General features: G+C 42.2%; 4 protein-coding genes and 2 pseudogenes. 3 read left to right on the forward strand and 3 right to left on the reverse strand.

The genetic code is table 11. The features are described 5' to 3' along the window. Window positions 1–13 precede the first annotated feature (13 nt). From A1232T_RS14450 to A1232T_RS14565, 3 genes and pseudogenes are all read left to right on the forward strand, one after another. Window positions 14–178, forward strand: a complete 165-nt coding sequence (locus A1232T_RS14450) for a transposase (RefSeq protein WP_077449668.1) — start codon at window positions 14–16, stop codon at window positions 176–178. An 18-nt stretch (window positions 179–196) separates the two neighbouring features. Then, window positions 197–253, forward strand: a pseudogene (locus tag A1232T_RS14560) (hypothetical protein); the annotation flags it as partial. Beyond that, window positions 233–745 (forward strand): tetratricopeptide repeat protein, encoded by a 513-nt coding sequence (locus A1232T_RS14565; RefSeq protein WP_077449665.1) that lies wholly within the window; start codon window positions 233–235, stop codon window positions 743–745. The pseudogene A1232T_RS14560 and the gene A1232T_RS14565, both read left to right, overlap by 21 nt. Window positions 746–845: 100 nt before the next feature. On the opposite strand, the gene rsfS is transcribed toward A1232T_RS14565, so the two are convergent. The 3 genes and pseudogenes from rsfS to A1232T_RS12205 form a co-directional block, all read right to left on the reverse strand. Continuing rightward, entirely contained in the window at window positions 846–1,250 is a 405-nt protein-coding gene (gene rsfS / locus A1232T_RS12195) for a ribosome silencing factor (RefSeq protein WP_077449666.1), read from the reverse strand. Window positions 1,251–1,380: 130 nt separating this feature from the next. Then, window positions 1,381–2,145 carry a nicotinate (nicotinamide) nucleotide adenylyltransferase gene (gene nadD, locus A1232T_RS12200; RefSeq protein ID WP_077449667.1) on the reverse strand — a complete coding sequence of 255 codons (765 nt, stop codon included), beginning with the start codon at window positions 2,143–2,145 and terminating at the stop codon, window positions 1,381–1,383. A 230-nt stretch (window positions 2,146–2,375) separates the two neighbouring features. Further along, window positions 2,376–2,765 (reverse strand): annotated as a pseudogene (locus A1232T_RS12205) (transposase); the annotation flags it as partial.

The raw sequence follows: 2,765 nt of genomic DNA on the forward strand, positions 1-2,765 counted from the left end.
TATTCAAAAAATCATTGAAGATTCAGGACACACTATTCTATGGTTACCGCCTTATAGTCCTGACTTAAACCCTATTGAGCAAACTTGGGCTTGGGTTAAGAAAAAGCGTCAAGATTGGGGAATAGATTGTATCAATACGTTATTCTTCTATTTTCTTTGGCTGTGTGACTGTTTTTAAGGGCTATGACTATACCACGGCAATGGCGTTGAAGTCGATTACGGCAAGGCTGTGATGTGGTTTTTAAAAGCAGCCCAAGAGGAGAACCCAGTAGGCGAGCTGAATTTGGCCATGATGTATGAGACGGGGCTAGGGGTAGAGCAGGATTATGAAATGGCAGCCGCTTGGTATAGACAGTCTGCTATGAAAGGAGAAGCTCAAGCTCAATACAACTTAGGCATGCTCTATGATAATGGTTATGGGGTAGAGCTGAATGCGACTGAGGCGGTCAGCTGGTATCGAAAAGCGGCGGAACAAGGTATGCCGGACGCTCAGTATAATTTGGCAATTAGTTATCAAGAAGGGGAGGGAGTTCCCAAAGATATAAAGCAAGCGCTAAAGTGGTATACCCAAGCGGCTGAGCAAGACTATGGCAAGGCAAGCTACAATCTAGGCACCTTGTATTACAATGGCGATGGAGTAAAGCAAAATTACACTAAGGCCAAAGAGTGGTTTCAACGCTCTTGCGAAGATGAAGAGTTAGAGGGGTGTAGTATTTACCTAGATTTAGAAGGTGCTGGGTATTAGGTGGAAAGTTAGAGAAAGCAGAATATTTATGCACAAAAAAGACGCCCATTAGCGTCTTTTTTTATAGAGGATTTTTATCAAGCTTTATGAAAGCAAAAAATTAGCGCTCACTTAAATCACGAGCCACTAGCTTTTTAAGCTCTTCTGGAGAAGACCATAGACCTTCTAAGTCATAGAATTCACGAGCTTGACGGGTCATGATATGAACGATAACACCGCCTAAGTCTACTAAAGTCCAGTCGCTGTCTTTCTCACCTTCACGGCCTAAAGGCATAAAGCCTGCTTTTTTAGAGATAGCACCCACTTCATCAGCCAAAGCATTCACGTGACGTTTTGAAGTACCTTCAGCGATAACCATATAATCCATTACGTCTGTCAATTCAGTGACGTGAAGTACGGTAATGTTTTTTGCTTTTAAATCGTTTAGGGCGTCTTGAACCATTTCAAGACAAAACTGTAGTCTTTCATCGCTCATGGGTGTTTTTTGATTTGCGTCTATTGTCATAGCTATCCTATAGGGTTGTCTGTATATACTTTATGACTTTCAGGCCAAAAGATATGTTTTAAAATTTCGGTAAAATTTAGTTCATTACGAGGGCGTTGGGTTTTGCGCAGGTGGTATGGAAACCATTAACTCAATAAGAATGATATAAATTGTTTTTCATGATATACGAATATACGGAGCGTGGCAAAGCAGATTTTGCAATATCTGGCTTACCTTGAGCAATTGCTTCTCGTATCGCACTGCTTGATAGGGGTGCTACCGTATGTGAATCTATGTATATGAGGCCATGAGTGTGCTGCTTCAAGCCCTCTAAGCAGTAGGTCACCTGTGATTTTAAGGATTCAGGCAATAGGGCGGCAATCTCTTCGGGAGACTGCAATTCATCTCTGGGAAATACCCAGAGGTGAGCCAACTGGGTTAACTTATCGCCATCACGCCATTTGGGTAAACTGGCAATATTATCTGCACCCACAATAAATACCAAGCTGTTGTTAGGATGCAGCTGACGTAATTCGGTCAAAGTATTTATGGTATAGACCGGAGGCTGTTGCCAGATTTCATGCTCACTAATGGCAAGGTTTGAAAGGGGTGTCTGGGTCAAAGAGGATAGCGCTTCTGCTTTCAACTCTTTAATAGCCTCTGTCAGCATATTTAGGCGATGTTCAGAGCTAGTGCTGTTTGTTTTGAGCGGTGAGCGTGAGGTGGGCATAAAATAGGCTTTAACTGAATGATTATCAGAAGCTAACTTGTGATAAACATGGGTTAATAACGCCAAATGACTGTTATGTACTGGGTCAAAAGAGCCCCCCAAATACACGTGGATAGGTAGATTGCTACTCAGCTGCTTTGTCTCGGTAGGAGAAGTAGATAGATCAGTATTAACAGTTGGGGTCATGACAAATCCATTACCAAAGCGGTGAGTTGAGTATGAGAGTGAGTCTAAGTTAGCCAACTAAATAGCTAACCAAATAGTTAATAAAATAGCTAAGAGCTACCAAGTATAAAAAGTTATGTAACCAAAACCAACCTCGAGCGCCAAAATAAAACTAGCCGACAAAATTTGCCGGCTAGTTTTTAATTTTATCACCAGTCGCCGTAAAACCACCCACTTCAGGGCATAGGTATCTACACAAATTTACTAGCGGCATCAGCGAATTCACGCAGTTTGTCAGGGGGATAATGATTTACCAGTTCGGTAAAATTAAGCCACTGGAACAATCCTGCCATCACAGCAGGTGCGGTTATTGGTTTGCTGCGTTTCATTTGCCGACCTGAGAGGCGCACTAAAAACAAAGCAAACTCTTGTGACTGTTTATCAGATGCTTGCATAATACGCCACACGAGCGTACAAGCCTGAGAGGCAATTAACAACCGCTTAAAATAAGCGTCTCCACTTTGCTGTAACCAGGACTCTAGCTGAAGTCCTGCACTTTTAAGCAATTTAAAATAAGATTCTATTTGCCAACGCCAATAATACCACTGACTAATATCTGCACCCTTGACGGACGTCTCTTG

Origin of the sequence: Psychrobacter pasteurii (genome assembly GCF_900162815.1) — a bacterium.
Taxonomy (GTDB): domain Bacteria; phylum Pseudomonadota; class Gammaproteobacteria; order Pseudomonadales; family Moraxellaceae; genus Psychrobacter; species Psychrobacter pasteurii.